This is a genomic window from Maritalea sp. (assembly GCF_047634455.1).
In the GTDB taxonomy this organism is placed as follows: domain Bacteria; phylum Pseudomonadota; class Alphaproteobacteria; order Rhizobiales; family Devosiaceae; genus Maritalea.
In genome coordinates this window covers 43,534-49,746 of the sequence record NZ_JBLIAI010000017.1, presented here as the reverse complement: position 1 = coordinate 49,746, position 6,213 = coordinate 43,534, and the positions used below count along the sequence as shown (strand labels likewise).

Annotated in this window: 6 protein-coding genes; all 6 read left to right on the top strand. The window is 51.7% G+C overall.

Annotation, left to right across the window (positions count from 1 at the left end; genetic code table 11):
* A partial coding sequence (locus ACJAZW_RS06775) for an isoleucine--tRNA ligase (RefSeq protein ID WP_415156359.1) occupies positions 1-1,896 on the top strand: 1,896 nt, incomplete at its 5' end.
* Between the two features lie 4 nt (positions 1,897-1,900).
* The gene (gene lspA / locus ACJAZW_RS06770) at positions 1,901-2,374 is read left to right on the top strand and encodes a signal peptidase II (protein ID WP_415156357.1); all 474 of its coding nucleotides are present in this window, start codon (positions 1,901-1,903) and stop codon (positions 2,372-2,374) included.
* A gap of 81 nt (positions 2,375-2,455) precedes the next feature.
* Positions 2,456-3,082 carry a hypothetical protein gene (locus tag ACJAZW_RS06765; protein ID WP_415156355.1) on the top strand — a complete coding sequence of 209 codons (627 nt, stop codon included), beginning with the start codon at positions 2,456-2,458 and terminating at the stop codon, positions 3,080-3,082.
* A 45-nt stretch (positions 3,083-3,127) separates the two neighbouring features.
* Positions 3,128-4,831 (top strand): pseudouridine synthase, encoded by a 1,704-nt coding sequence (locus ACJAZW_RS06760; RefSeq protein WP_415156353.1) that lies wholly within the window; start codon positions 3,128-3,130, stop codon positions 4,829-4,831.
* 21 nt (positions 4,832-4,852) lie between these two features.
* Positions 4,853-5,407, top strand: coding sequence for a 16S rRNA (guanine(966)-N(2))-methyltransferase RsmD (gene rsmD, locus ACJAZW_RS06755; protein WP_415156351.1), 555 nt, complete (start codon positions 4,853-4,855; stop codon positions 5,405-5,407).
* Positions 5,408-5,513: 106 nt separating this feature from the next.
* Positions 5,514-6,206, top strand: a complete 693-nt coding sequence (locus tag ACJAZW_RS06750; RefSeq protein WP_415156349.1) for a DsbA family protein — start codon at positions 5,514-5,516, stop codon at positions 6,204-6,206.
* The last annotated feature ends 7 nt before the right edge of the window (positions 6,207-6,213 follow it).

Genomic DNA, 6,213 nt, shown 5'->3' with positions numbered 1-6,213 from the left:
GGTGAGCACGTCACCGACGATGCAGGTACAGGATTTGTGCATACGGCACCCGGTCATGGCCGAGATGACTTTGAAATCTGGATGAACAATGCGCGCGACCTTGAAGCGCGTGGCATCGATCCAAACATCCCGTTCTGCGTGGATGATAGCGGTTATTACACCAAGGATGCACCGGGCTTTGAAGGCGCGCGCATTATTGATGACAAGGGCAAAAAGGGCGATGCCAACCAAAAGGTGATCACCGAACTTGCCGCTCGTGGCAATATGGTTGCCCGTGGTCGCGTGAAGCACTCATATCCGCATTCTTGGCGTTCAAAAAAACCGATCATCTTCCGCAATACGCCGCAATGGTTCGTTTACATGGACCGCGATATTGGCGGCGAGGGCGATACGTTGCGAACCCGCGCATTGAACGCCATTGACAAAACACGTTTTGAACCAGCAACCGGCCAAAACCGCTTGCGCAAAATGGTTGAAGGTCGCCCAGATTGGGTGCTTTCGCGTCAGCGCACCTGGGGCGTGCCAATTTGCGTGTTCGCAAAAGAAGACGGCACTGTTCTTAAAGACGAAGCGGTTAACAAACGCATTGCCGATGCTTTTGAAGCTGAAGGCGCAGACGCTTGGTATGTTGAGGGCGCGAGTGAGCGTTTTCTTGGCAGCGACTATGATGCAAGCGAGTGGCACAAGGTTACTGACATTTTGGATGTTTGGTTTGACAGTGGGTCAACCCATGCCTTCGTGCTGGAAAAACGCAAAGACCACGCTTGGCCTGCAGATGTTTTTCTTGAGGGATCCGACCAACACCGGGGCTGGTTCCAATCATCATTGCTTGAAGCCTGTGGCACACGTGGCGTTGCGCCCTATAAAACCGTGATCACCAACGGTTTCACGATGGATAAAGATGGCCGCAAAATGTCCAAATCTTTGGGCAATATCGTCGCGCCGCAAGACCTGATCAAACAATATGGTGCTGATATTTTGCGCCTCTGGTCTGCCTCTATCGATTTCACAGAAGATAGTCGTGTGGGTGACGAAGCGATCAAAACCACTGTTGATGCCTACCGCAAAATGCGCAACACATTACGTTTCTTGTTGGGCAGCTTGGCGCATTTCGATGCGGCTGAAACAGTCGACGCGGCGGATATGCCAGAGCTTGAGCAGTATATGTTGCATCGTATCGCCCAACTCGACAAAGAAGTGCGTGACGCATATGCCAATTTTGACTTTAAGCGGGTATTTGCAACCCTGTTTAATTTCATGACGGCTGATCTATCAGCGCTTTACTTTGATATCCGTAAAGACGCGCTTTATTGCGATCCAAAATCCAGCAATACCCGCAAATCGTCGCTGACAGTGTTGAACACGCTTTATGAATGCTTGACCGCTTGGCTTGCGCCCATCATGGCCTTCACCATGGAAGAAGTCTGGTTGGAGCGGAACCCAGAAGAGGGCTCATCTGTGCACAAACGCCAGTTCCCAACCATCCCTGCAACTTGGTTGAATGATGAATTGGCAGCCAAATGGGCGAAAATTCGCAAAGTCCGTCGTGTCGTTAATGGCGCGCTAGAAATAGAACGCCGCGAAAAACGTATCGGTTCGTCGCTTGAATCTGCGCCAGATATTTATGTGGCAGATGCCGATCTTTTTGCAGCTTTGCAGGGCCAAGATGTCGCCGAAATCGCGATCACCAGCCAAGCCAATGTGCTGCAAAGTGAAGGCCCAGCCGATGCATTCCGCCTCGACGAGGTAACGGGTGTTGCTGTGGTACCGAAAATGGCGACGGGTAAAAAGTGCGAGCGCTCGTGGAAGGTTTTGCCAGAAGTTGGCACCGATCCTGAATATCCAGACGTGACGTTGCGTGACGCGCAAGCGTTGCGCGAATTGGCTGGAGCATAAAACAATGAAGGCAAATTTCGCACATAAATCGATTTTTGCCTTCATTTTGGCGGCGCTGGTCGATCAGCTGCATAAGTTCTACGTGATTAAAATTGTCGGCTGGCAAGGTGGTGAATACGTGCCTGTCACGCCATTTTTTGACTATGTTCTGGTGTGGAACACCGGCATCTCATATGGGCTTTTTGCAGCGATTCCGGCGTGGGGCCTAATTGCCATAATGCTGATTGCCAGTGCTGGATTGGCCTATTGGTGGGCGACTTCCACCGCAAACCTTGTCCGCTGGGGCTTGGCGATCACGCTGGGCGGAGCTCTGGGTAATATATTGGATCGGGTGTTCTATGGCGCGGTGGCTGACTCCTTTTCGTTCCATGCGTTTGGTTATAACTGGTACATTTTTAACCTTGCAGATGTAGCAATTGCTCTTGGCCTTGCCGCGTTAGTGTGGGATATGTTCACATCAAAAGGCGAAAAGGCCTAAAATCGCCTGATTTCACGTTTAGCGAATTCAAACGATCAAAAGAAGCCGCTTTTTCGGTGAGTTGGAGTTAAGGACGCAACCATGAGTTTTTCAGTTTTCAATCGCTCGGCAATGCGCCCCATCCAATTTGCACTACTTGGTGTATCAATTTTTGCGCTTGCAGCCTGCACCACGGTTGAAGGCACCAACGCGTTTAAAGATGGTGAAACGTTCGAGCGCGAAGTGTTAACCGCGACTGCTCAAGGTATTGGTCTGCTTGAACGCGAGAAAAAAGATGACCTGAAGTCTGAACGCGCGCCCCTCGTATTGCCAAAAGATTCGGCAGTTTTGCCCATTCCGACCAAGAGCACGCAAAACGCTGCACTTCCTGAAGACAGCGACAAGGTTTTGCTTGATACGTCCAAATTGACAGAAAACGAAATTCGCCTGTTGCGCGGCGCGCGGGTCGTCGATCTTAGTGCTGTAAAGGGGCGTCCTTTTACCCCCGAGGAAATGGCAGAAGTGGCCCGACGGTTCCGCGAACAGCGAGAATCCTACGCCAAGGCGCTAACATCGGGCAAAAATCGTCCGCTATATTTGCCACCTGAGCGCTATTTTACCAAAGTTGGTGGGCAGGATTTGATTTGCTTGGCCGATAATGGCGATTTGGTGCCGTTGGATAGCCCATTATGTCCGCCAGATATAAAAGCGGCATTGCAAGGCAACTAACAAACCGTTACACCGCGCCAACACTTATTTTAATCGGAGCCAAAAATGGCGACTGACAAAAAAGGCGCGCCTCACAAACCGCGCGACGGCGAGCGCATCGCCAAAGTTATTGCTCGGTCGGGCCACTGTTCTCGCCGTATGGCTGAAACTTGGGTTGAAGAGGGCCGGATTTCGGTCAATGGCAAGGTCATCAGAACCCCAGCCTTCAATGTCACCGAAAAAGACAAAATCACCGTCGATGGCGCTCGATTGGCGCAAAAAGAAGCCACGCGCATGTGGCTTTATTATAAGCCTGCGGGGCTGGTGGTCAGCGAGAGCGACCCCGACGGCCGCCCAACGGTTTTTGACGAATTTGAAAAAGTGGGTTTGCCGCGTGTACTAACCATTGGTCGCTTGGACATCAACACCGAGGGTTTGTTGATGTTGACAAACGAGGGTGGGCTCAAGCGGGTGCTTGAATTGCCATCTACCGGTTGGACGCGCCGCTATCGGGTGCGCGCGCATGGTCGCATCACCCAAGAACGTTTAGACGAACTCAAAGACGGTATTACGGTTGATAAAGTGCATTACGGCGCGATTGAAGCAACGCTTGAACGTCAGCAGGGTGCCAATGCTTGGATCGTGATTTCCCTGAAAGAGGGCAAAAACCGCGAAGTCAAAAACGTGCTTGCCGCCCTCGGGTTGGACGTAAACCGATTGATCCGCCTTTCCTATGGTCCGTTCCAGCTAAATGAAATGAAGGTCGGCGAAATCGTTGCGGTGAAAACCCGGATGCTCAAAGATCAGCTGAGCGCAAAACTGGCCAAAGATGCAGGCGTTGATTTTGAAGGGCCAATCGTGCCAGTCGAAATCAAAAAGCCAACGCGTAATCAATTCCAATCGCGCGGAAAGCCACAAGAGCCTGTAAAACCAGCGGGCAAGCCAATTGGCCGCATTGATCGACCTCTTCGCCCAGTACGCAAAAAATACGAAGATAATCGCCCTGAAGAAGTTAGCCCAAAATCTAAAGTGTTCTTTGCTGATGGCCGTACCGAAATAATCGATACGCCTGTGAAACGCGAAGAGGGCGATGATGATCGTCGTGGCGGCAATCGCCGGGATGATGGCAAACGCGGCGGCGGTGACCGTGGCGGAAAATCCTTTGGCGATAAAAAGTCTTTTGGTGACAAGAAAGCCTACAGCGATAAAAGCGGTGGCCCAGGTCGCCGCGAGCCAAGCCGTGGACAGTCAGACGCCCGCAACAAACCCGCGAACACAGATCGTCGACCATCTGGCGACAAAAAACCGTATGGCGATAAAAAATCCTTTGGTGAGAAAAAGCCGTTTGGTGATCGTGACCGCCGTCCGTCTAGCGACAACAAGTCTTTTGAAGAACGTGGTGGCCGTCCACAAAAAGGCAAATCAAGTGGCCCACGCCGTGATGATCGCACATCGAATGACCGCCGTGGCGCGTTTGTAAAACGCGAAGATCGTCCATCACGTGATGACGCACGCGGTGCCAGCTCTTCACGTCCACCGAGCCGCTCAGGTGGCGGCAAAAACAAAACCTTTGTGTCGGCCAAACCCGATGATAGCCGCGGATACGGCAAGCCACGCAGTGGTGGACGTCCATCTGCTGGCAAACCAGGCGGTGGCAAACCAACTGGCAAACCTGCGGGCAAACCCACAGGTCGTCCAGCAAGTTCGCGTTCGAGCAATCCCAACGCCAATCCAAATCGGCGTGCTGCGCCACCAAAGTCGCGCAAATAGCGGCAGGTCATAGGGCTTTTGATGCGTATTGTAGCAGGAAAATTTCGCGGCAAGAAACTGCACTCGCCCGAAACCGATGAGATTCGGCCCACGTCGGATCGGGTGCGCGAAAGCCTGTTCAACATTTTGGCCAACCATTTTGGCCCGGCGTTTCATGAAGTGCGGGTCTTGGATTTGTTCGCCGGAACCGGCGCGCTCGGCTTAGAAGCTCTGTCGCGTGGAGCAGAACACGCAACCTTTGTCGATACGGGCGTTGAAGCCCGTGCATTGATGCGTGAAAATATTCAAGATTTTGGTGTGGCTGGCCAGGCCCGTATGTTGCGCCGTGATGCGACCGATTTGGGGCAAGTGCAGCGCATCCCGCCGTGCAACCTGGTGTTTCTCGACCCACCCTACAATCAGGGCTTGGGCGAAAAGGCGTTGCGCGCAGCCCTTGATGGCAATTGGATTGCGGACCAAGCAATTATTGTTTGGGAAGAGGCGAAGTCAGCAGAGCTCACAATTCCTGATGAGTTGACCGAACTCGACAGCCGCAATTATGGCGACACACAAATCGCCATTTTGCGGTGTGGATAGGCAACAACGTACGTCAATGTAAGGAAAGGGACGCATTTTGCCCTCTTGCGGCAACGTTTCACTTATGTAACATCGCACAACCGATTTTATTGAGGAGTTTGGGGACGTGAAATTTAACCGCAGAACAGCCCTGGTTACAGGCGCAAGCTTTGGAGCATTATTGCTTGCAGGTTGCGAAAACGCCGCAAATAGCGAAGCTAACAATCAAACAAGTGTGTCATCCAACGATACGAAGTCCAGTGGTGAAGAGATCACACGCACCGGCGATCTGATGAAACCTTTGGGTTTTGAAGATCATTGGTTGGGTGATGAAAACGCCAAAGTGACGATCATCGAATATGCGTCACCTACATGCCCGCATTGTGCAAACTTCGATCTCAACGTGTTCCCAGAGTTCAAACGACAATTCATCGATACGGGCAAAGTGCGTTTTACAATGCGTCCACTTACCCGTTCAGTTTTGGACGCCGTGGTGTTCATGGTTGCAGCTTGCGACGACCCTGCGGCGGATTATTACCCCATAATAACGTCTTACTTCGAAACTATGCGACAATGGTCGCAAAGCGCCAATTCCAAGGCGGAAATGGCAAAAGTGGCGATAAATAGTGGATTTACACAGGAAAGTTTCGAAGCTTGCTTGACAAACCAAGACCTTTTCAAGGGACTAGAGAAGGCGCGCAATCAAGCTGTGGAAGAATTTGGCTTGGAAGCGACACCAACCTTTTATGTGAATGGCAAGAAGCTAGCTGGGGTAATATCGGTTGAACAATTCGCCAAGGAGATCGAACTGCTGCTCTAGCGTTGAT

Bases quoted from the DNA above. Each gene is read 5' to 3' on its own strand.
- lspA (WP_415156357.1), top strand. From the start codon at position 1,901: ATGAAGGCAAATTTCGCACATAAATCGATTTTTGCCTTCATTTTGGCG.
- ACJAZW_RS06765 (WP_415156355.1), top strand. From the start codon at position 2,456: ATGAGTTTTTCAGTTTTCAATCGCTCGGCAATGCGCCCCATCCAATTT.
- ACJAZW_RS06760 (WP_415156353.1), top strand. From the start codon at position 3,128: ATGGCGACTGACAAAAAAGGCGCGCCTCACAAACCGCGCGACGGCGAG.
- rsmD (WP_415156351.1), top strand. From the start codon at position 4,853: ATGCGTATTGTAGCAGGAAAATTTCGCGGCAAGAAACTGCACTCGCCC.